Annotated in this window: 19 protein-coding genes and 1 tRNA gene; 8 read left to right on the top strand and 12 right to left on the bottom strand. The window is 60.2% G+C overall.

Annotated elements, in window-relative coordinates; translation table 11 throughout:
- Position 1: 1 nt before the first annotated feature.
- From xseB to ispG, 5 genes are read right to left on the bottom strand one after another with little or no spacing between them, the layout of a single operon-like run.
- A complete protein-coding gene (gene xseB, locus FYJ44_RS13030; RefSeq protein WP_154512897.1) occupies positions 2–229 on the bottom strand; it encodes an exodeoxyribonuclease VII small subunit in 228 nt (75 codons plus the stop codon).
- Between the two features lie 32 nt (positions 230–261).
- Positions 262–1,227, bottom strand: coding sequence for a M23 family metallopeptidase (locus tag FYJ44_RS13035; RefSeq protein ID WP_154512865.1), 966 nt, complete (start codon positions 1,225–1,227; stop codon positions 262–264).
- Positions 1,224–2,714, bottom strand: coding sequence for an exodeoxyribonuclease VII large subunit (gene xseA / locus FYJ44_RS13040; protein ID WP_154512867.1), 1,491 nt, complete (start codon positions 2,712–2,714; stop codon positions 1,224–1,226). The genes FYJ44_RS13035 and xseA overlap by 4 nt, the downstream gene beginning before the upstream one ends.
- A gap of 31 nt (positions 2,715–2,745) precedes the next feature.
- A complete protein-coding gene (locus FYJ44_RS13045) occupies positions 2,746–4,476 on the bottom strand; it encodes a proline--tRNA ligase (RefSeq protein WP_154512869.1) in 1,731 nt (576 codons plus the stop codon).
- Between the two features lie 43 nt (positions 4,477–4,519).
- Positions 4,520–5,596 (bottom strand): flavodoxin-dependent (E)-4-hydroxy-3-methylbut-2-enyl-diphosphate synthase, encoded by a 1,077-nt coding sequence (ispG, locus tag FYJ44_RS13050; RefSeq protein ID WP_154512871.1) that lies wholly within the window; start codon positions 5,594–5,596, stop codon positions 4,520–4,522.
- 231 nt (positions 5,597–5,827) lie between these two features.
- Between ispG and FYJ44_RS13055 the strand changes: the two genes are divergently transcribed.
- The 7 genes from FYJ44_RS13055 to FYJ44_RS13085 all read left to right on the top strand — a co-directional run bounded on the left by FYJ44_RS13055 (position 5,828) and on the right by FYJ44_RS13085 (position 10,921).
- On the top strand, positions 5,828–6,511 hold the full coding sequence (locus FYJ44_RS13055; RefSeq protein WP_154512899.1) for a FlgO family outer membrane protein: 684 nt from the start codon (positions 5,828–5,830) through the stop codon (positions 6,509–6,511).
- A gap of 13 nt (positions 6,512–6,524) precedes the next feature.
- The gene (locus FYJ44_RS13060; protein ID WP_154512873.1) at positions 6,525–6,821 is read left to right on the top strand and encodes a hypothetical protein; all 297 of its coding nucleotides are present in this window, start codon (positions 6,525–6,527) and stop codon (positions 6,819–6,821) included.
- Between the two features lie 8 nt (positions 6,822–6,829).
- Complete coding sequence (locus tag FYJ44_RS13065) at positions 6,830–7,435, top strand: FlgO family outer membrane protein (RefSeq protein WP_154512875.1); 606 nt, start codon at positions 6,830–6,832, stop codon at positions 7,433–7,435.
- A 122-nt stretch (positions 7,436–7,557) separates the two neighbouring features.
- Positions 7,558–8,658, top strand: a complete 1,101-nt coding sequence (gene ychF / locus FYJ44_RS13070; protein WP_154512877.1) for a redox-regulated ATPase YchF — start codon at positions 7,558–7,560, stop codon at positions 8,656–8,658.
- Between the two features lie 15 nt (positions 8,659–8,673).
- The gene (locus tag FYJ44_RS13075) at positions 8,674–9,243 is read left to right on the top strand and encodes a flavodoxin family protein (protein WP_154512879.1); all 570 of its coding nucleotides are present in this window, start codon (positions 8,674–8,676) and stop codon (positions 9,241–9,243) included.
- Positions 9,244–9,375: 132 nt separating this feature from the next.
- Complete coding sequence (locus tag FYJ44_RS13080; protein ID WP_154512881.1) at positions 9,376–9,699, top strand: ArsR/SmtB family transcription factor; 324 nt, start codon at positions 9,376–9,378, stop codon at positions 9,697–9,699.
- A gap of 70 nt (positions 9,700–9,769) precedes the next feature.
- Complete coding sequence (locus tag FYJ44_RS13085; protein ID WP_154512883.1) at positions 9,770–10,921, top strand: permease; 1,152 nt, start codon at positions 9,770–9,772, stop codon at positions 10,919–10,921.
- 71 nt (positions 10,922–10,992) lie between these two features.
- On the opposite strand, the gene FYJ44_RS14765 is transcribed toward FYJ44_RS13085, so the two are convergent.
- From FYJ44_RS14765 to FYJ44_RS13110, 6 genes are all read right to left on the bottom strand, one after another.
- Positions 10,993–11,400: a methyl-accepting chemotaxis protein gene (locus tag FYJ44_RS14765; protein WP_326833689.1), complete on the bottom strand. Its 408-nt coding sequence runs from the start codon at positions 11,398–11,400 to the stop codon at positions 10,993–10,995.
- The gene (locus tag FYJ44_RS13090; RefSeq protein ID WP_229772710.1) at positions 11,345–13,021 is read right to left on the bottom strand and encodes a methyl-accepting chemotaxis protein; all 1,677 of its coding nucleotides are present in this window, start codon (positions 13,019–13,021) and stop codon (positions 11,345–11,347) included. Before FYJ44_RS13090 ends, FYJ44_RS14765 begins: the two co-directional genes overlap by 56 nt.
- Positions 13,022–13,525: 504 nt before the next feature.
- Positions 13,526–14,266: an RNA methyltransferase gene (locus FYJ44_RS13095; protein WP_154512885.1), complete on the bottom strand. Its 741-nt coding sequence runs from the start codon at positions 14,264–14,266 to the stop codon at positions 13,526–13,528.
- A 7-nt stretch (positions 14,267–14,273) separates the two neighbouring features.
- Positions 14,274–14,882: a DUF456 domain-containing protein gene (locus FYJ44_RS13100; RefSeq protein ID WP_154512887.1), complete on the bottom strand. Its 609-nt coding sequence runs from the start codon at positions 14,880–14,882 to the stop codon at positions 14,274–14,276.
- Positions 14,883–14,894: 12 nt separating this feature from the next.
- Complete coding sequence (locus FYJ44_RS13105; protein WP_154512889.1) at positions 14,895–16,193, bottom strand: phenylacetate--CoA ligase family protein; 1,299 nt, start codon at positions 16,191–16,193, stop codon at positions 14,895–14,897.
- Positions 16,194–16,250: 57 nt separating this feature from the next.
- The gene (locus FYJ44_RS13110) at positions 16,251–17,309 is read right to left on the bottom strand and encodes a DUF1786 domain-containing protein (RefSeq protein ID WP_154512891.1); all 1,059 of its coding nucleotides are present in this window, start codon (positions 17,307–17,309) and stop codon (positions 16,251–16,253) included.
- Positions 17,310–17,435: 126 nt separating this feature from the next.
- Between FYJ44_RS13110 and FYJ44_RS13115 the strand changes: the two genes are divergently transcribed.
- Positions 17,436–17,520 (top strand) — tRNA-Leu (locus tag FYJ44_RS13115).
- A 390-nt stretch (positions 17,521–17,910) separates the two neighbouring features.
- Here the strand turns inward: FYJ44_RS13115 and FYJ44_RS13120 are convergent.
- Positions 17,911–20,046 (bottom strand): sensor domain-containing diguanylate cyclase, encoded by a 2,136-nt coding sequence (locus FYJ44_RS13120; protein ID WP_154512893.1) that lies wholly within the window; start codon positions 20,044–20,046, stop codon positions 17,911–17,913.
- Between the last annotated feature and the right edge of the window lie 78 nt (positions 20,047–20,124).

Genomic DNA, 20,124 nt, shown 5'->3' on the forward strand with positions numbered 1-20,124 from the left:
CTTATTCCGTCTCCTGCGGCTCCCGGCCGCGCGCTGCGCCCCCGACCTCATCCGGATTCAGGGGTTTCAGTTCGCCGTCCTGCCAGAGGGAAAGCTCATGACGGGCCTTTTCCAACTGTTCACGGCAAAAGCGCGAACATTCCGCGCCTTCCTTGTACAGGGCCATGCCCTCTTCCAGCGGCAGATCGCCGGACTCCAGGGCGTTGACGATTTCCTGCAGGCGGGCCATTTTTTTCTCGAACAAATTTTCCTTTTTGGCGCTCACTGAGCCTGACCCCCTGCTTGGGCGGATGTGGCGGAACCGGCGGCGGGAATGAAGTCCGCCGCGAGAAAAGGCTGCGGATCCACAGACTGGCCCTGCACGATGAGCGAAAGGTGCAGATGCGGTCCGGTCACCCGGCCCGTGGCGCCCACAAGGCCGATGACCTGGCCCTTGCGCACGCGCTCGCCGGGCCTGACCCTGGTTTCGGACATATGTAGATAGGCGCTGAAAACGCCCTCTCCGTGATTGATGTACACCACATTGCCGGAAAAATACAAATTGTCCACCAGGGCCACCTGGCCGTCGGCGCAGACCTGGATGGGAGTACCCTGAGCTCCGCGCAGGTCCAGGCCCCGATGCACGCTGCGCGGCTGGCCGTTGAACACGCGCTTCATGCCGAACAGGCTGGAAACGCCGCCCGGCACGGGACGCGCGAAGGGCACACTCCAGCAGCGTTCCGGCAGGGGCTGGGCCAAGGCCCGACGCACCTTTTCACGGTCTTCCTTGATCCGCGCCTGCTGCGAAGCCGGAGGATTGACGTATTTTTTGTCCACCGTGAGCTTCTGCACCGGGCGGTCCTTGTCATACAGCGCCAGACGGGTCCGCGCTACCGCCGCGGCGCTTTTGAGCTTCTTCCCGGTGGCCTCGGCAGCCACGCTCAGCTCCAGGCTGTCGGCTTTTTCGTCCAAGGGCACGGGCAGCAGAATCATCGCCTGCCACGGGCCGCAGTTCTGACTGGCGGCCTCTCCAGAAAGCCCGGCCCTGGCCGTAAAGGCTTTGCCCCGCCACTGAAAGACAAAACGCTCCACCGGCTGATCGGAAACCGCCAGGGCCAGAAAAGCGTCACCCCTGGCGGCTTTTTCCGGCGCTTCCAGGCGCACGCCCGCCAGAACCGGAACACTGAGCATAAGGCAGGCCGCCGACAACGCCAGGCGGCGCATGGTACGAACAAGCAAACGTGTCATGTATTTTCCTCTCCGGATTGCGCGGCATCCGGGCTGACGCTTCCGACCACGGCGGCCAAGCGGCCGTCGGCCAGACGCACCTCAATCTCACGGCCCGGAGCCGTCTGCCCGACCGAGCGCAGGATGCCGCCCTGCGCAGTGCGCACCAAGGCGTAGCCCCGGCGCAGCGGGGACAGCGGATCACTGGCCGCCAACGCGGTTTCGAGACTTTCCAGACGCCGGGAACGGCTTTCCAGCCAGCTGCCGCCCGCTGTCCGCAAACGGTTCCGCGCCAGAGCCAGCGTGTGTTCCGCATCGCTCAGACGGCGCGGCAGAGCCGCATCCAGAGCGGCCCGCAACAAGCTCAAACGCGCCTGACGCGTGTCCAGCCGCCCCAGGGTCAGCGCGGCCCGCCGGGACCGCTCCAGCCCTTCCAGAACGCGGCTTTTGTCTGCAAGCCATTGCCGGGCCGCGCGTCGCAACGTCAGGGACAGGCGCGCCAATTGCTCGGCCAGCCGGGCCTGATGGCGCTGGGGCGAAAACCAGCGCAGGGCGTTTTCCCGTTCCCGCAACGCCAGTTCCTCACGCTCAAGACGCGCGGCAAAAGCCCGCCGCAGAGCGGCCTCGCTTTCATCCAGACGCTGCCGGAGTTCGGCCCGCAGGGGCCAGAGCAATTGAGCTGCGTGCGAGGGTGTGGCCGCGCGCAGATCGGCGGTCATATCCGCCAGGGTCACGTCCACCTCGTGGCCGATGCCCGCCACCACAGGCAGGCGTGAATGGAAAACCGCCTCGGCCACGGACTCTTCGTTGAAGGCCCAGAGATCTTCCAGCGAACCGCCGCCCCGGATCAGCACGATGACCTGCGCCCAATTCTGTTCATTGGCCGTTTCCAGAGCCCGGACGATCTCGGGCGCGGCTTCCTCCCCCTGCACCGAAGCCGGGAAAAGGCGGATCTGCGCCCCGCTGCCCCGGTCGCGGGCCAGTTCCAGAAAATCATGGACGGCCGCGCCGCTGGGCGAGGTGATCAGGGCCACGCGTTGCGGATTCCAGGGCGGCAGGCGCTTGCGCTCCTGCGCGAAATACCCGGCCTCCGCCAGTCTGCGCTTGCGCTCCTCAAAAGCCTGGGCCAGCAGGCCCTGGCCGGCAGGCTGCACCAGTTCCACCAGCATTTGGTACTGGCCGCGCGGCGCGTACACGCTGATCCGCCCGGCGCAGAGCATATCCAGCCCGTTGCGCAGCAGTTCCAGCGGCGAGGGACGAGGACTGTCGAAAACCTCACCGGTGAGCGGGTCAAAGGACTGGCCCTGCTCCGCCTGACGCTGCTGGCCCCTGAACCAGACGCACTGCAATTGGGCGTTCTGATCCTTGAGACTGAAGTAAATATGCCCGGAACCGGGACGCGAGAGGTTGCTCACCTCGCCGCGCACCCAGACAAAGGGAAAACGCCCTTCCAGACTTCTGCGCAGTTGCTCCGTAAGAGCGCGGACCGTCAGTATGCCGTCCTGCATAGGCCTCCGGAGCAGCCCGTCCCCACGGGGATCAGGCCTGCTGAGCCTCCCAGCCGCGCCGCACCGCAACGGCCCATTGGGAGAAGCCCTCCTCAATGTCCTCCACGGAAAGCTCACCCTTTTCGCCGCTGCGGCGGTCCTTGCATTCCACAATGCCGCGCGCAAGGCCTTTGCCGCCCACCACCAGTTGCATGGGCGCGCCCAAAAGGTCCGCGTCCTTGAATTTGACGCCCGGCCGCTCTTCCCGGTCGTCCAGCAGCACGTCCACGCCCAAGCCTTGCAGCATGGCGTAGATTTCCTCGGCTTTGGCCGTGACGTCGGCGTTGCGCGGGTCGAGATTGAGCAGGATGCATTCAAAGGGGGCCACCGGCGGCGGAAAGACGATGCCGTTCTCGTCATGGTTCTGCTCAATGGCGGAGGCGGCCACGCGGGACACGCCGATGCCGTAGCAACCCATGATCATCAGCTGTTCCTTGCCGTTCTCGTCCAGGAAGGCCGCATGCATGGCTTCGCTGTACTTGAGGCCCAGCATGAAGATATGCCCCACCTCAATGCCCTTGGTCAACTCGATGCGGCCGCCGCAACGCGGGCAGACGTCCTCCGCCGTGATGGCGCGCAGATCCGCCCAGGCAGTGATAACGGCGTCACGGCGCAGGTCCACATGTTTGAAATGCGCATCCGCCGCATTGGCCCCGGTGACGTAATCCGTCGCGCCCTGCAGCTCCAGATCGGCATAGATGGGCACATCCAGACCCACCGGCCCGGCAAAGCCCACCGGCGCATGGGTCAGGGCTTCCACCGTGGCGGCCCCGGCCAGGTCCACATCCTGGGCCTTGAGCAGGTTTTTGAGCTTGATGTCGTTGACTTCGCGGTCGCCGCGCACCAGCACGGCCACGGTCTTGCCGTCCACGTTGAAGAGCATGGTTTTGACAATGGCCGCGGCGGGCACGCGCAGCATGGCCGCCACTTCCTCCACGCTGTGCGCGCCGGGGGTGGCGACCTTTTCATGTTCCGGACAGGCGACCGCACAGGGTGCGCCCTTCCAGACCACTTCGGCCCGCTCCACATTGGCCGCGTAATCGCAGTCATGGCAGAAGGCGATGGTATCCTCGCCGGTGTCGGCCAATACCATGAATTCATGGGAAAAATTGCCGCCGATGGAGCCGGTGTCCGCTTCCACGGCCCGGAACTTGAGGCCCAGGCGTCTGAAAATGCGCGTATAGGCGTCGTACATCAGCTTGTAGCTCTGCTCGGCCCCGGCGCTGTCCGCGTCAAAGGAGTAACCGTCTTTCATCATGAATTCGCGCCCGCGCATCAGGCCGAAGCGGGGGCGGATTTCATCGCGGAACTTGCTCTGGATCTGATAGAGCCGCACGGGCAACTGGCGGTAGGAACGCACTTCGCCGCGCACCAAGTCAGTAATGACTTCCTCATGGGTGGGACCGAGGCAATATTCGCGCTCGTTACGGTCCTTGAAGCGCAGCAGTTCCTTGCCGTAGTGCTCCCAGCGGCCCGTTTCCTTCCAGAGGTCGGCGGGCTGGACCATGGGCATGAGCAGTTCCTGGAAGCCGGAGGCATTGACTTCCTCGCGCACCACGTTGGCGATTTTGTCAATGATCTTCAGGCCCAGCGGCAGATAGATATACAGGCCGGAGGTGAGCCTGCGCACCATGCCCGCGCGCAGCAAAAGCTTGTGGCTGACCACCTCGGCATCAGCCGGAGATTCCTTGAGGGTGGGAATGTAACAGGAGCTGAAGCGCATGAATCTTGCTTCCTTGCTATGAGGTTTGCCGCCGCGCCGGGCGTCAGGCGGGCTGCCCTTTTTCATTGAGCAGCGTTTGCAGTTCTTCCATAAAAGCCGCGAGCAGAGCTTCCTGCCCCTTGACCGAGCGGATCACCTCGCCCTTGCGGAAAATTATGCCCTTGTCACGGCCGCCGGCCAGCCCCAGGTCCGCCTCGCGGGCTTCGCCGGGGCCGTTGACCACGCAGCCCATGACCGCCACCTTGATGGCTGCCGTGGACTGGGCCAGACGGTCCTCAACGGCGCGGGCCAGGGCGAAGAGATCAATTTCCGTGCGGCCGCAGGTGGGGCAGGAAATGATTTCCGGTCCGCGCGAACGCAGGCCCAGAGCGCGCAGAATTTCCCAGGCTACGGTGACTTCCTCGACCGGGTCGGCGGTGAGCGAAACCCGCAGGGTGTCGCCGATGCCCTCATGCAACAAAATGCCCAACCCCACGGAAGACTTTACCGTGCCGCGCAACAGGCCGCCCGCCTCGGTGACGCCGATGTGCAGAGGATAGTCGCAGGCCGCGCTGAGTAGGCGGTAGGAGGCGATGGTATCCAGCACGGACGAGGACTTGAGTGAAATTTTTGTGTCGTAAAAGCCGCGCCGCTCCAGCAGCCGCACATGGCCCAGCGCGCTTTGCACCAGAGCCTCGGGACAGGGACCGCCGAACCGCTTGAGCAGAGGTTTTTCCAGAGAACCGGAATTGACGCCGATGCGGATCACGGCCCTGTGGGCTTTGGCCGCGTCCACCACCTTGTCCACATGTTCGCTGGGGCCGATATTGCCGGGGTTGATGCGCAGCCCTTCCAGACCCGCCTCCAGCGCGGCGACGGCCAGGCGGTAGTCAAAATGGATGTCCGCGATAAGCGGCAGATCCGTACCCGCGCGGATGGCGCGCAGGGCTTTGGCGGCGGCCTCGTCCGGCACGGCCAGACGCACGGCCTCGCAGCCCCGGGCCGCCAGACGTCCGATCTGGGCCAGGGTGGCGTCCACGTCGCGGGTGTCCGTATTGGTCATGCTCTGGACCATGACCGGCGCGCCGCCGCCGACAACCAGCCCGCCCAGCCGGATGGCGCGGGTTTTTGTGTTGCGCATGCTCTCCCCCACCGCGAAAATTGCGGGCACGGCGCGGGCCGTCGCCCATCCTTAATACTGAGGCGTTCTTGTATGCTATTTCCGGACGCAAGCCAAGTCTCGGGCTGGAACGTGTTTTGCATATTTTTTTGCGGGTCGGCCGGGAACATTTATTAGACTTTTCCCCAAAAGCGCACTCAAGTTCCCGGCCGGGCCGACGATAAGAATTATACCACCATGATTGAGGTTGCCATGCACAATCTGTTGCGCTTTTTCCTGTTCTGCGCGCTGCTGCTGCCGCTTCTGCCCGGCTGCAAATCCACGCCCACGCCCAATGATCCCGCCTACGTGGACGCGGTGGAAGTAAAGCTCAAATGCCGCGAACTGGCGGACCAGATGCTGGCCACCGTGCCCAACGACGCCTTGCAGGGCTTTGTGGCCATGCCCGCTTCGTTTGTGGATCAGAACAACACGTCGCGCTCCTCGCCGTTGGGCAGGCTTATGGCTGAATCCCTGTTTTACGAATTCAACCAGCGTGGTTTTCCCACGCGCGAATACCGCCTGACCGGCCATATTTCCGTGGAAGGCGGCCGCGACGACCTGGCGCTGGCCGCCAATCAGATCGTTCCCACCAAGGGCCAGAAATGGGCCGCTCTGGTGGTGGGCACTTATTATGTGGATAAGGACGCCACCTTCGTCAACGCCCGCCTGGTGCGGGCCAGTGACGGTCTGGTGCTGCGTACCGGACAGCTTGTACTGGTCAACACGCCGATCATCGCGCGCCTGGGCAAGACCGACCCCGCACCGGCCACAGCCCCGACGGTCAAGCCCGCCGCCGCGACGGCGCAAAACGGACGCCGCAGCCTGTACCCCTCGCTGTATACCCCGGCCGACGCCATCAGCAGCGGCAGCATCCCCATCAAACAAGGCAAATAATGCCGGAGCCGCCATGCGATATCTGATTCTTTTTTCCTTCGCTTTCTGGCTGGCGCTCTGCCCTCCCGCCATGAGCCAGGGGCTTTCAGCCTATGACACCCCGTCCCGGGGCGCGTCTTCCTTCGGCCAGGGGCCGGACATCAGCGCTTCCTACCTTAAGGAAGCCCGCAAATACCGCGAACAAGGCCGCTATGAGCTGGCCCGCCAGTCTTACGCCCAAGCCTTGTCCACCTGCCGGAGCAACGCCAAGTTGGACATCATCAAGCGCGAACTGGCCGGTGTTGAACTTTTATTGCGCACCATGCGTTGAGGTTTGCCATGAGCCGTTTTCTTGTGGTCATTCTGGTGCTCGCGGCCCTGCTCTTTCCCTTGACGGCGGCGGCGGGCACCGTGCCCAACGCCGCCGACAGCATCGCCGAGCAGTTGGACGAGCAGTTGATGATGCGCTATGCGGGCGACGACCCCGGCATGACCAAAAAACAGCGTCAGGCTCTGGCCCGCGCCCGGATCATGATCCTGGGCACCACGCCGGCCGATATCAATAATCTGGAAGCGGCCTCGCCTCTGGCCCGCCAGATGACCGAGGAAATTTCGCGCTGGCTGATCAATGCGGGCTACCGCTATCAGGAACTGCGCAAGGGCAGCTATATCCGTTTCGACAGGCGCACGGGCGAGCTGATCCTGACCCGCGAGGTGCGCAAGCTGGCCAGCACGCTGGCCACCGGTCAGGCCGTTCTGGCGGGCACCTATGTGGTCAGCGGCAAACAGGTGCGCTTCAGCATGAGCCTGATTCACGCCACCAGCAACGAAGTGCTTGCCAAGGGCACGGCCACCGTGCCCATCACCGACGACCTGCTGCCCTTGCTGGAGGATATGCCCGCGGGCAGCGGCAAAGTGCCCACCGTTTACACCCGCTTGCAGTAAACGAAAGCGCGTCGGCTTGCTTCCGGCGCGCTTTACGACTATATAAACCCCGCCTCCGGCCCGTCCGGAAGCGGGGTTTCGTCATCTACGCCGCACGCCCCAGCACAACGCAAGGAGTCGCCATGTCGCTCAGCATCGGCATCGTGGGCCTGCCCAATGTGGGCAAATCCACCCTGTTCAACGCCCTGACCAAGGCCCAGAACGCTCAGGCCGCCAATTATCCCTTCTGCACCATTGAGCCCAACAAGGCCACCGTAGCCGTGCCGGACAAACGCGTGGACGCGCTCACGGCCAAGGCAAAACCGCAGAAGACCATCCACGCCAGCGTGGACTTTATCGATATCGCCGGTCTGGTGCGCGGCGCCAGCAAGGGCGAGGGACTGGGCAACCAGTTTCTGGCCACCATCCGGGAATGCGCGGCCATTGTGCAGGTAGTGCGCTGTTTTGAGGACGAGAACATCACCCATGTGGACGGCGGCGTGAATCCTCTGCGCGATGTGGAAACCATTGAGACGGAACTTTTGCTGGCCGACTTGCAGAGCGTGGAAAAGCGCCTGGAAAAACTGCAAAAAATGGCCAAGGGCAGCAAGGACGCCAAAGCCGCCGCCGAGTTGATGCAGGGCCTGCTGGCCCATTTGAACGACGGCAAGCCCGCCGCCGGTTTCGCCCTGCCAGACAATGAAACCTTTCTGGCCTCCTGGCGCGAGCTGGGCCTGATCACGGCCAAGCCCGTGATTTACTGCGCCAATGTGGACGAAGCCGCCGTGGCCGACGGCAACGCTTTTGTGGATGATCTGCGTGCTCTGGCCGCCGGACGCAAGGCGGGCTTTGCCTGCATCTGCGCCAAACTTGAAGAAGAACTTCAAGGATTGCCCGAAGAGGAACAGGCCGAAATGCTGACTTCCTATGGCATTGAGGAAAGCGGCCTGGTACGGATCATCCGCACCGGCTACGCCACGCTGGGTCTGTGCAGCTATTTCACGGCCGGGCCCGACGAAGTGCGCGCCTGGACCATTCATCAGGGCTGGAAAGCCCCGCAGGCCGCCGGGGTGATCCATACGGATTTCGAACGCGGCTTCATCCGCGCCGAAGTCATTTCCTTCGAGGACTACATGAGCCATGAAAGCGAAGCCGCCTGCCGCGCCGACGGCGTGCTGCGGGTAGAGGGCAAGGACTATGTGGTGCGGGACGGCGACGTAATGCACTTCCTGTTCAACGTCTAACGGCCGAGGCACAAAATGCGTCTGGCGGCATTCAACGGAAGCTCCCGCAAGCAGGGCAATACGCGCATTCTGCTGGAAACAGTCTGCGAAGAAGTGCGCAAGGCGGATATTGACTGCAAAATCATCTCACTGGCCGACGCTCCGTTGCGCGGCTGCCTGGGGTGTTTCGCCTGCAGGGGAAAAGCGCGCTGCGTGGCCATTGACGACGGCTTCAACGAGTGCTTTACCGACATGCTTGAAGCCGACGGTATTCTGCTGGGCTCGCCGGTTTATTCGGCGGACGTCTCCGCGCTGATGAAGGCTTTTCTGGAACGGGCCGGGGTGGTCTGCGCCACCAATCCCGGCCTGCTCCGGCACAAGGCCGGCGCGGCCGTGGCCGCTGTGCGCCGCGCCGGCGGCCTGACCGCCGTGGACGGCATGAATCACTTTCTGCTGAACAAGGAAGTGGCGCTCGCCGGTTCCACCTACTGGAATATGGTCTACGGCAAGGACCCCGGCGACGTGCGCCGGGATGACGAAGGCATGCGCAATATGCGCAACCTCGGCGAAAATCTGGCCTGGCTTATGTGGCGCTTGGCGTCGTAGCCGCACGCTTTTCTTCTCTCTTTTTCCCCTACTCTATCACGGCCCTCTTTTTGGTGACTGGCCGCAGTTTATATGCCGAACCTTGACGACGCGGCACAGTATGTATATTTTGCCAAAAAACCAAAGAAAAACATGGATCACCACAAACGCTATATCGCGGCACAGGCCACAATATTTAAAGCTCTGGGCCATCCCAGCCGCCTGCTGATGGTGGATGCCCTGCGTGGCGGTGAAAAATGCGTCTGCGATTTGCAGACTCTGGTGGGCGACGATGTATCCACTGTTTCCAAGCACCTTGCCGTGCTGCGCGAAGCGGGTGTGGTCACGTCGGAAAAGCGGGGAACCAATATTTACTACAGCCTGGCTCTACGCTGTCTGGAAACCTTTCTGGCCTGCACCGGCGATCTGGTGCGGCGGCGCATTCTCGAACAATTGCCGCTGTTGGAAAAAAAGTAAACGTTGCGAAGCAAAATTTTTTGGGATTTTATTTGGCTAATTTGCCAATAAAGAAAATAAGGGAGTGGGTATGACGCTTGACGCTGACGGTTCGGAGAAAAAACGCGATCTGTTCACGCCTCCCCCCTGCGCCTGCCGAAACGCCAATTCCAAGGTGCGGGAAGCTGCGCCGCAGGTGGTGAACAAATTTCGCTATTTCGGCACCGGCTTGGCGGCACTGCTCATCTGGTGCGCCGCCTACGCGGCGGCTTTGCCGCTGGCGCGCGAATTGGCCGGGCTGCTCTCCGCAGGCAACGCGCGACTCGGCGCGGCGCTGGAATTCTTCTTCTACGACACAGGGAAAATTCTGCTGCTGCTCGTTTTGATGGTCTACGGCATCGGCTGGCTGCGGGCCGGTCTGCATGCGGACAAGGTACGGGATTACCTGACAGGCAAGGGGCGCGGTGTGGGTTATGTGCTGGGCGCGGGCTTCGGCGCGGTGACGCCGTTCTGCTCCTGCTCCAGTATTCCCCTGTTTCTGGGCTTTGCGACAGCCCATATCCCTCTGGGCATCACCATGGCATTTCTGATTACCTCGCCGCTGATCAATGAAATCGCCGTGATTCTGCTCTGGGGACTGCTGGGCTGGAAATTCACGCTGCTGTATGTGCTGGTGGGTCTGGGCGCGGGCATACTAGGCGGCATCATCATGGATACCCTGCGCGCGGAGCGTTGGCTGCAACCTTTTCTGCTGGATGCCCGGCAACCCGGCGGAAGCCTGACAAGCCTGCGGGCACGACATGCGCCCCGGCCCGGCCTTTTGGAGCGCCACGCCTTTGCCCGGGCTGAAACCATAAAGATATTCCGCAAGGTCTGGTTGTGGGTGCTGATCGGTGTGGGTCTGGGCGCGTTGCTGCATGGTTATGTGCCGCAGGACTGGTTTGCCGCGCATCTGGGCGCGGGCCAGTGGTGGTCCGTGCCCTTGGCCGTGACTTTGGGCATCCCCTTGTACACCAATGTCACGGGCATTGTGCCGGTGATGGAAAGCCTGCTGCTCAAGGGCCTGCCCCTGGGCACCACCCTGGCCTTCTGCATGAGCACCGTGGCGGCCAGCCTGCCGGAAGCGCTCATGCTCAAACAGGTCATGCGCTGGCAATTGCTGGCCCTGTTTCTGGGCATATTGCTGGTCATCTTCACCTTGACGGGCTGGCTGTTCAATCTGCTGCCGCTCCAGATCCGCTGAAGCATGTGATGCGCGCATGAAAAAACCGGCTCTGAGGCCGGTTTTTTCATGGTCATGTTACAAACACGCAATCAGGCGTTTTTCATCTCATCAATGAGCCGGATCAAATCCTGAGAGCGACGACGCAGGGATTCCAGCCCCTTGGCCGCCTCCCGCATGGCCTCGGATGTGGATGAGGTGATGCTGTTGACCTCGGCAATGGATCTGGTGATCTCCTCACTGGCGGCGGACTGCTCCTCGCTGGCCGTGGCGATGGCGCGCACCTCATCGGCGGTATGCTCCACCATTTGCAGGATTTCCTGAAGCGATTCACCGGATTTGTTGGAGAATTCCGTGGCCTGGGCAATATTCCGCACGGCTTGTTCCACCTGTTGCGTGCTTTGGTCCGTGCTCGCCTGAATGGCCTTGATGGCGTTACTGACCTCAATGGTGGAGGTCATGGTTTTTTCCGCCAGCTTGCGCACCTCGTCGGCTACCACGGCAAAGCCGCGCCCGGCCCTCGCCCGCGCGCGCCGCCTCAATGGCCGCATTGAGCGCCAGCAGATTGGTCTGATCCGCGATATCGGAAATAACACTCATAATCTGATTGATGGCTTTGGCATGTTCATCCAGTTGGACCATATCATCCTTGAGCGCCAGGGATTGGCTTTGCACTTCCTGAATGCCGGCCACGGACTGGCTGACCACGGCGGCGCCGTCCGTGGCCTTTTGCCGGGTGGAAGTGGAGACGTCCGCCGCAAGCCCGGCATTTTTGGCGACTTCCAGTACGCTGGAATTCATTTCCTCCATGGCCGTGGCCGTCTCGGCCAGGCGGGACGCGGCGTGGCTCAGGGCCTCGTCGGACCGCTCCACCTGCGCGCCGATATCATTGATGGCCACGTTCAGCTTGTCCACCACGCCTTCAATCTGCCCCGCGGCACTGATCATGCCGTCACGCTTGGCCTGTTCCGCCTGCTGCTGGGCGCGGCGGGCCTCTTCCATGGCATTGGCGGCTTCTTCGGCCTTTTTGCGGGCCTCGTCGGCCTTTTCAACGGATTCCCGCATCAATTGATCCTGTTTTTCCACCATACCCCGCAAGGATCCGGCCAGCTCGCCCATGTCGTCGCGGCTGTGAACATCAAGCACAGCGTCTTTCTTGCCGCCCGCCACATCCCGCACATAACGGGTGATTTTCCGTACCGGGGCGCTGACCCGCAGGCCGATCGCCACGGAAATAAGCAGTTGCACGGCCAGCAGGGCCACGGCAACCCACGAGGCCGTTGTTACGGCCTTGTTTTCAAGCGCCATCAGCTTGTTCAGCGGCATACCCACAAACCACATGCCCGCAATGGTCCCATCCGCCGCCTTGACCGGCCAGTACGCGGATTTGTATGCAACGCCGAGGATGTTGTTCTGCGCAAAAACCAGTTCACCGCGCTGCAAGACGGCCTCCACAATCTCCGGGGATTGCAGCTTGGTGCCCACGGCCCTTTTGCCGTCCTTCATGATGGTGGTCATGGCGCGGGTATCGCCCTTGAAAATGGTCACATCCATGCCGCTCAGCTTTTTGAGCCAGTCCAGATACGGCGGCGTCACCAGGGAGGTGCCGATAGACAGCGTACCCACCAGCTTGCCTTCATAAATAATGGGCTGGCTGGCGCGGATGGTGAACGGCACCACCGTTCCGGCCACAATGGCCACCGAGGGCGTGCCTTGCAGGGCCTTGACCACGGTTTCCTGGTTCAGGACACTGTCCTGCCATTTTTTCGAATGTCCCCGGCCGACGACCGTGCCCTTCTCGTCCGTGACGGTCATAAAATCGGAACCGGCCTCTTTCATGGCCTGTTCCGACAGAAGCATGACCTGCTGATGATCACGGGCAAGCACGGCGCGCGCCAGATTTTGTTCATGGGCCATGAGCATGGCGCTCTGCGCAAAACGCGTGGCCGTAAGATCATTGGCGGTATGGATGACGTTCTGCATCCGCCGGATGTTGCCGTCCAGTTCTTCTTCTATGGGTTCCTTCATAAAATGGATGGAAACAAAGAGCACAACAGCACAACATGTAATCAACGCTCCGAACAAGGAGCCCACATATTTATGCGTCAAGGTCAAACGCATAGGTCCCCCTCTGCAAATGGAATACTTCTAAAGAACGATGCCTCTCCGCCATCCGCAAGCACGGCTTTTCGCGCGGCGGACGGCGCGGTTCAACCTTCACGCCACGGCGGTTCCATGCTCGGCGGACAAGAGTGCAATAACGCGGATTTCATATCGCATCTCCCTGAATTTTCTGGAACTTTTCTGAATTACGCCGACAATGCCGCCCGCGGCTTCCCGCATGTTTCATGTATCAGGAAAGCCCTTGCCCGCAATCAGGCGCCAACAGAGTCTTTATCGGCAAGTTTAAAAAGATATTTATAGAGTTTGTGATATTTATTACTTTAGATAACACAATAAAAATGACATTACCATGCTATTTTAATGACAAATCTATGCGAAATAAAGCAATATAGCAAGGCAATGCAGCGAATCGACGGTTTTTCAATCGCTGCAACGCAAGCGTATAGCGATATACCGTAATATAGAGAGAGGAAAAAGGAGGATGAGGAAAAGAAGGGGAAATTAACCCAGCTTATGGCGCACCTGTCGGCACAGACCCATCAGGGCATCGTACTCGTGTCGTCTGAGTCCGGCACGGCTGAACATGCGCCGCCAGGGCATCAGAAAGTAGTCGGGATTGTCGCCGTGCAGATAATCCAGGCTGAGCAACATCTCTTTAAGCGCGGCCATCAGCCGTTCCTGTTCTTCGGCGTTGACGGCGCGGCCGCTGCCTGACGCGCCCTTTTTTTCCGCATCGGGAAGCCGGGTCGCGCGCACGGCGTTGGCGCATTCATAGAGCATCAGCAGAACAGCCTGAGCCAGATTAAGGGAACTGGCCGCCGCATCTGTGGGAATGGTCACAAGGCGCTGGCAGTGGGTGATTTCTTCATTATTCAGCCCCCGGTCTTCCGGACCGAACACCAGCGAGACGTTTTCGCCGCGCACCAGGGCCGCCGCCACTTCCCGCGCGGCCTGACCGGGCGCGAGCAACGCCTGCCGCCAGCCGCCGGTGCGGGCCGTGGTGCCCAGCACCAGGCTGCTTGCAGCCACGGCTTTGGCCAAATCCGGGCTCACCAGCACGTTGTCCAGCAAGTTCTGGCCTTTCGGCGTGGCCAAGGGGGCGGCTTTTTCCCGGTCCCAGCGTTCAGGGTCCACCAGGCGGATGCCGGGGCAGCCCATATTGGCGCAGGCCCGCGCGGCCATACCGATATTTTCCGGGAAACGGGTCTTGACCAGAACAACTTGCACGCCGTCAAGCAACATGAAGGCCTCAGCAGAAATGGTGCAGCACGCTCAGCACCAGTTTGGCCGGACCGTCCAGGCTGTCCGGCGAGACAGGCACGGCCATCGGCTCCGGCCAGATCCGGTGGGCGGTAAGCGCCAGCATGGCGCCGCCCGCGCCGCACTTGCAGACTGTACCCAGAAAGCGTCCCATCATGGCCCCGAAGGCCGCGTCCAACGCCTCCTTCATGGGCCTGCCCTTGACAAGCTCCATAAAAAAGCAGCCGATCCATGCTCCGGCCAGCGCGCCGATCAGCGCGCCCAGGCCGAAAAAGAGCGGCGCCAACAGAATGGCCCCGGCAATGGCCCCGATCATGCCTGCGAACGTGCCCGACGAACTGGAGCCGTACCGCTTGGCCTTGAGTATCTGCATGCCCAGTTCCAGAGCTTCACCGATGAGAGCCAGCCCCACCATCATCACCCAGAACCAGACATCCAGATTGGACGCGCCGGGATGGGCCATTTTCCACAAGGCCACCAGCCCCAGCACGATCCAGTTGGCGGGCAGGCCGAACACGTTCAGCAGCAGCACGAAACAGAGCAGCGTGACGAACGCGCCTGCCAAAAGATAGGCAATGGGAAACGGCAGAAAATCCATGCCAGTCAATTCCTATTTCTTGGCCCGCAGATCCTGCACGCGCACGGCCTTGCCCTCGGTGCGGGGCAGGCTGTTGCTTTCCACCAGCTCCACTCTGGGCGTGACCAGGATTTCATCGCGCAGGCGCTGGGCAATGACCTTTTGCAGGCTCTGTAGCGCGCGCATGTCTTCCACAAAGTATTCGTCGCGGATTTCCACCTGCACCCGCATCACGTCGCCGATGCCGTCGTTCTCCAGCAGGATCAGATAACTCTGCCCCACTTCCTTGAAGGTCATAATGACCTGCTCGATCTGCATGGGGTAGACGTTGACGCCCTTGATGATGAACATGTCGTCGGCCCGGCCCAGAATACGGTCCATACGCCGGTGGGCGCGGCCGCAGACGCATGGACCCGGCAGAAAGCGGGTCAGGTCGCGCGTGCGGTAACGCAGAATGGGCATGCCCTGGCGGCAGAGGCTGGTCATGACCAGTTCCCCCACCTCGCCGTCCGGCACGGGTTCGCCGGTGTCCGGGTCCACGATTTCGGGAATATAGGCGTCTTCCCAGATATGCAGGCCGTTCTGCTCCAGGCATTCAAAGCCCACGCCAGGCCCGTTCATTTCCGAAAGGCCGTAGGAATTGTAGGCCTTCATGTCGAAAAGCTCTTCAATGCGCTTGCGGAACTCCTCGGTATAGGGCTCCGCGCCCACCAGGGCGATGCGCAGGGGGAAATCGCGCGGGTCTTCGCCCATATTGCGCAGATGCTCACCCAGAATCAGGGCGTAGGACGGCAGGATATGGGCCACTGTGGTGCGAAAATCCTTGGCCAGCTTGATCTGGCGGCGCGAGTTGCCCGGTCCGGCGGGGATGGTCATGCAGCCCAGGCGTTCCGCGCCGAAGTGGATGCCCAGCCCGCCCGTGAAGAGACCGTAGCCCGACATGTTCTGGAAGACGTCCTCGCGGCGCACCCCTACCATATGCATGCAGCGGGCCATGAGATCGGCCCAGGCATTGATGTCGTTCTGGGTATGGCAGATGGCCACGGGCGTGCCCGTGGTGCCGCTCGAACAGTGCATGCGGACGATTTCAGAAGGCGGCACGCAGAGCAGACCCGTGGGATATTGGGAGCGGAGATCCTGTTTGGTGGTAAAGGGTATGCGCCGCAAATCGTCCAGGCTGCGGATGGAATCCGGGCCGATGCCCGCTTCGTCCAGGCGCTCGCGATAAAAAGAGCATTTGCGCGACTGGGCCAGCGTGGCCTTCAGGCGCGTCAACTGGGTTTCCGCGATACGTTCTCGGCTCCACAATTCCGCAGCGTCAAAAACTTCCATACCCTTCTCCTCAATTGATAGCCGCGCCCACAGTGGAGCGCCGCAGGAAATACACACTCAGGCGGCGGCGTTGGCGTGCGCCCAGCCCCAGAGCAGACCAAAACAACCGGCCAGCATCATATCGCCGTGCGGAGCCAGAAAACGCCCCTGCCCCTGAAGCAGGGCACGTCGGGGTCCGAGGATGTAAGTGGGCGCGTAGCCGCCCGCCTCTTCACAGTACGGGCCGAAAGCCGTGCCGTGGCCGCCGCTGGCCCGCACTTCTTCCGCAGGCAGCCAGCTCAGCCGGAACTGTTTCAAATCCTCCAGCAAAAGAGCCAGATCCCGCATGCCGGTATGATGCTCGTAAATACCGCGCACCTGGCCCTGATAGACGAGAGCCGCTACCGTATGACTGTTGCCGACGTTGATGACGGTAATGCCCTCCCGGAAGCTGCGCTCCAGCACCTCCGGCTCGCAGAGCGCGCCCAGCAGGGCGCAGGCTCCGGTATCCGCCACCGGGCCGCCCGTTTTCTCATGCAGGGCCCACAGGCGCGTGAGGGAAGGCGGCGGCACAGGATACATCCAGGAGGAAGGGTCGGCGGAAGCGGCCAGCAGATCGCGCCAGGCCTGCATCCGTCCCTGACGGTTGCCGTGGGCGTGATAGCCGTGGTCCTGCGCTCCGGCCAACACCAGATGCGGCTGCGGCAAACCGGAAAGATGCAGCAGACCCGCCCAGAATTCCGGCGCATAGTCGGTCAGGAAAACAGGGACGCTTTTGGGGGGACAGTCCGTGCGCAGCTCCACGCCCATGCCGCGCACCACATCTTCATTGTCGTGAATGGCTCTGGCGGCGTCCGGCGTGGCCGCCGCCGGCAGACCTGCGGCCAGATGTTCCCGCAACGCCTGACTGAAGCCGCCGCCCATATTGCCGCCGTGCAGCCAGAGGCCGCGCCGCAGCAGGGTCAGCTCGCGGATACGCTGGGCCACCATGCGCGCAGGGGACGGCAGGACGAAACGGGGCCAGTTCTCATACTCCAGGCCGGGACGGGCCAGCAGGGCATCCTGCGTGCCGCTGCCGATATCCAGACAGAGCACCGGCCCGACATCGCGCAAAAAATGGTGTACCGTATCATCCATAGCCCTGTCTCCCGCTCCAGCCTTGATACTCGCAAGCGGGCATGAGCGCAAGCCCTCGGCCGGAAACGGGCGGCTCGTAAAAAATGCTTGCCAAGAAGACCACCTTGATATAAATCAGGAACCCGTGCCGAGGTGGTGGAACTGGTAGACACGCTATCTTGAGGGGGTAGTGGCAATTGCTGTGCGGGTTCGAGTCCCGCCCTCGGCACCAGAAATTTAGGAATTGAGCCAACCAGCTCAATTCCTTTTTTATGGCTGGCTTGATAAGATTTTCAGGCTTGGCGACCCTGTGAACGGCACTTTTTCTTTTACAGCGTGAAGGCCATCTGGCAGCAGAAATGAGTCATGAAAAAAATAAAATATTATGCCCAGCCGCAACAAGGCTGACCATGAAGGCTTTGTACCAATTCTGTTCCGCTTCTGAAAACAACGATTCAACCTGATAAATTCTTATTTTCTCCTTTAATGCAATCACAGGCGACTACGTTCACGGATCTTGCGTGCAATTTAATCATATAAACACGATTCTACCTGTCCCATAAACAAAGTCTTTCCTCATAGATGTCAGATGCATTTCAAGCTATAGCATGCAGAAATGTTTTTAATTCTTCTGTGGAGTTAAAATAATCCGGCTGGATTTATTATGTTCATCATACATCTGCAAAAAATCATCAACTGGAATCGCTCTTGAGAAAAGATAGCCTTGACCATACAGACATTGGTGTTCGATCAAAAGATTTTTTTGTTCCTCGGACTCTATTCCTTCCGCCAGAATTTTTGCATGATTCACAAGACGGCAGATATCAAACAAACGTTCTATGGTTCTCTGGTCGGAAAATTTTGATATTTGTCTGAGCAAGGTTTTGGCGAGCTTTATCTCGCTGAAATCTATTCCCACAAGAGCCAGTGAAGAAAATTCGGAACCAAAATTGCTTAGAGAAATGGAAAAACCTTCGCCACGCAAGCGCAAAACGAGATCTTCAAGTTGATTTTCACCAATATTTTTAATAATTTCCGTCACTTCCAGGCATAGCGACGAAGGGCTTACCCCATACTTTGCACAGAGTTTTTTGATGATTTCCACAATCTGGTCTTCTCTCAGCGTCACATGTGAAAGATTCACCGAGATCGGGAGAGAACAACCTTTCTGCTTGAATTGCGCCAGGTAGGCACAGGCGGTTTCCAGCACGAACAAATCCAGATGCCTGACAATGCCGTGCCTTTCATAGGAACGAACAAGGCGCGAGGGAAAAATAAGGTTCCCGTCGGCGTCTTTGCGCCTCACAAGAGCTTCAGCGCCTATCAGTTTCCCGTCCCGCAGCGATATCTGCGGCTGCAGATAGACGACAAAACAGCCGGACGTGATATCCTTTTGCAGCGCCATTGCCCTGTCCGCGCAATATTCTTGCATATTGCTCCGCCGGGCCAGATGATGGCGTTCTTTTTCCTGGTACATCAGCTCTTCAGCCTCCGCACGCAACCTGGCAATATCCCGGCTATCTTCACTCCACGCGCTGCCCACGGCCAGGCTGAGATCTGGCTCGTTTTTTTTCAGTCTGTATAATTCCTTGACTTTTTCTTCAAAAACCTGGCGGGTCGCCCCCCGAGACAGCACTACAAATTCATCGCCGCCGATACGGAAGACATCGGAAGGGAACAGTTCGTGCAGGATCCCGGCGGCCCGCTTGATGAGCCCGTCGCCGAATTCATGGCCGTACGTATCGTTGGCGGCTTTCAGCCCGTTGATATCCGCAAAAAGGATTCCCACAGGGGAAGAAGGTTCGTCTTTCAATGCCTCCAGAGCGACCATGTACTTATTGCGGTTATAGAGACCGGTCAGCTTGTCCACATAGCTCATGTCCTCCAGGTTGCTCAGCAGCCGGAGTTTTTCCAGATGGTCCTGCACAAAAAAAGGAAGGGCGCGCAGCAGGCTAGTGGCCTCCACGTTGGCAACGGGATTATCCACTCCCAGAAAGCCGATGATTTTTTTCCCCGCGAGCAGCGGAACAGCCATCAGGGTATGGATGCCCTGCTGCTCCGCATCCTGATACGCCATGAAATTCCATGCCCGTCCATCCTTAAGCGGGTTGATGACAATGATCCCGTCCGTTTCGAAACGCTTGATCCAACGGGCCGCGTAATGCAGGGGAACGCCTTGCAGCTTATCGATTTCGCGGGGAACGCCCGCCCTGCACCACTCGCAGATATTGTCCATGGTTCCTTTGGCTTCATGGAATTCAAAGAGGTAGACTCGCTGAGCATTATAATATGCTCCCACAATGGAGAGCAGGCCCTCCAGAGCGTGCCGGTCGTTTTTTTCTCCAGCCAGGGTGTAAATGCAATGCGTCAGGGTTTTTTCCAGAGACAGGCGTGAGTTGAGCTTCATCTCCTCACGCTTGTGGTCTGTTATGTCGACGCATAATTCCAATCGCAATTTTTTACCATTGTGCTCGATCAGGGTATCGCGGATGGAGAAATGGCGGGAAAGCTTTCTATTGTAGAATTCCCATGTATAAAATCGGCCAGGGAATAAGAACCCGTTGGTACAGAACGGACAAACGGAATCCCTGCCATGAAGAATTTGATAACATTTACCCTGAGGAGAGCCGTCAGGCAGACCAAAGAGTTTCTGTCCGTTCCGGTTGATATATAGAAGGTCGTGCGTGACGAAATCCGCAATATAGCAGATACGGTCACTGACATCCATCGCCAGAGCGGAATATTCTTCATACGTCATGAGCGCCTGCTTGTTTTGAGGACGCCGGGTCTATGCACTTCCTAGCGATCTTCGCACCGTATGGCATCAATATTACGA

Source organism: Desulfovibrio porci, assembly GCF_009696265.1.
GTDB lineage: Bacteria > Desulfobacterota > Desulfovibrionia > Desulfovibrionales > Desulfovibrionaceae > Desulfovibrio > Desulfovibrio porci.

Coding starts and splice junctions, on each gene's coding strand:
- FYJ44_RS13120 (WP_154512893.1), bottom strand. CDS start 20,046: ATGACGTATGAAGAATATTCCGCTCTGGCGATGGATGTCAGTGACCGT.
- ychF (WP_154512877.1), top strand. CDS start 7,558: ATGTCGCTCAGCATCGGCATCGTGGGCCTGCCCAATGTGGGCAAATCC.
- FYJ44_RS13065 (WP_154512875.1), top strand. CDS start 6,830: ATGAGCCGTTTTCTTGTGGTCATTCTGGTGCTCGCGGCCCTGCTCTTT.
- FYJ44_RS13110 (WP_154512891.1), bottom strand. CDS start 17,309: ATGGATGATACGGTACACCATTTTTTGCGCGATGTCGGGCCGGTGCTC.
- ispG (WP_154512871.1), bottom strand. CDS start 5,596: ATGCGCAACACAAAAACCCGCGCCATCCGGCTGGGCGGGCTGGTTGTC.
- FYJ44_RS13080 (WP_154512881.1), top strand. CDS start 9,376: ATGGATCACCACAAACGCTATATCGCGGCACAGGCCACAATATTTAAA.
- FYJ44_RS13090 (WP_229772710.1), bottom strand. CDS start 13,021: ATGCGTTTGACCTTGACGCATAAATATGTGGGCTCCTTGTTCGGAGCG.
- FYJ44_RS13095 (WP_154512885.1), bottom strand. CDS start 14,266: ATGTTGCTTGACGGCGTGCAAGTTGTTCTGGTCAAGACCCGTTTCCCG.
- xseA (WP_154512867.1), bottom strand. CDS start 2,714: ATGCAGGACGGCATACTGACGGTCCGCGCTCTTACGGAGCAACTGCGC.
- FYJ44_RS13100 (WP_154512887.1), bottom strand. CDS start 14,882: ATGGATTTTCTGCCGTTTCCCATTGCCTATCTTTTGGCAGGCGCGTTC.
- xseB (WP_154512897.1), bottom strand. CDS start 229: ATGGCCCGCCTGCAGGAAATCGTCAACGCCCTGGAGTCCGGCGATCTG.
- FYJ44_RS13075 (WP_154512879.1), top strand. CDS start 8,674: ATGCGTCTGGCGGCATTCAACGGAAGCTCCCGCAAGCAGGGCAATACG.
- FYJ44_RS13055 (WP_154512899.1), top strand. CDS start 5,828: ATGCACAATCTGTTGCGCTTTTTCCTGTTCTGCGCGCTGCTGCTGCCG.
- FYJ44_RS13105 (WP_154512889.1), bottom strand. CDS start 16,193: ATGGAAGTTTTTGACGCTGCGGAATTGTGGAGCCGAGAACGTATCGCG.
- FYJ44_RS13045 (WP_154512869.1), bottom strand. CDS start 4,476: ATGCGCTTCAGCTCCTGTTACATTCCCACCCTCAAGGAATCTCCGGCT.
- FYJ44_RS13035 (WP_154512865.1), bottom strand. CDS start 1,227: ATGACACGTTTGCTTGTTCGTACCATGCGCCGCCTGGCGTTGTCGGCG.
- FYJ44_RS13060 (WP_154512873.1), top strand. CDS start 6,525: ATGCGATATCTGATTCTTTTTTCCTTCGCTTTCTGGCTGGCGCTCTGC.
- FYJ44_RS13085 (WP_154512883.1), top strand. CDS start 9,770: ATGACGCTTGACGCTGACGGTTCGGAGAAAAAACGCGATCTGTTCACG.